Here is a 682-nt window from a genome sequence, read left to right on the forward strand (position 1 = left end):
ATCACCGCACGAACCGCCTCCGCCTTGAATTCCGGGCTGAACTTCTTCCGGGTCATTCGATCCCTTCCATTTCTCCCACGGATTCTACCGGTGGGGGCTCTTGGTCCGGAAACAATCCCTCACCTCACCATGCTTGCTTGCCCGGGTCGTACACATGGCCGTGCCGCAGCACCAGCTTGCTCAACCGGTGACGGGCCGCCATCAACTCGATCCGTGCGTCATCGAACGCCCGCACCAGGTCACGGGCTGATTCCTCGGCCTCGGTCGGGACCCTGACCGCGACCAAGTCGTCGTTGCGCAGCAACCGGGCCAACAGCAATGCATCCCGGGCGTCGGTCTTGACCCGGTCCCCGGCCGGTCGCAGGATCTTCGACGGTGCCGCCACCACACACCGCAGTTGAGCGTCCAAGATCGCCCTGGCCAACCCGAACCCCGTCGGACCCGCTTCGTAGGCCACCGCCACCGTCCCGAACCGCTGCTGGATCATCAACAGCCAGTTCACGACCAACCCGACCTCCATCGCCAGCCTTGCCTCACACAGCTCACCAGTCACCGTGAACCGCCTCAGGTTCTCTGCCGCTTCTATGCGGGGAGAGAACTCTGGTGTGAGGTCTCGTAGTAGGCAGCCTCGAACTCGTCGGGGCTGACCATTCCGAGGCTACCGTGGAGCCTGCGGTGGTTG

1 protein-coding gene is annotated in these 682 nt (G+C 63.9%); it reads right to left on the reverse strand.

What is annotated here, in order from left to right; translation table 11 throughout:
• Window positions 1-124 precede the first annotated feature (124 nt).
• On the reverse strand, window positions 125-502 hold the full coding sequence (locus H5397_RS17505) for a transposase (protein WP_309224402.1): 378 nt from the start codon (window positions 500-502) through the stop codon (window positions 125-127).
• Between the last annotated feature and the right edge of the window lie 180 nt (window positions 503-682).

The sequence above is a fragment of the Propioniciclava sp. MC1683 genome (genome assembly GCF_014164675.1).
Taxonomy (GTDB): domain Bacteria; phylum Actinomycetota; class Actinomycetes; order Propionibacteriales; family Propionibacteriaceae; genus Propioniciclava.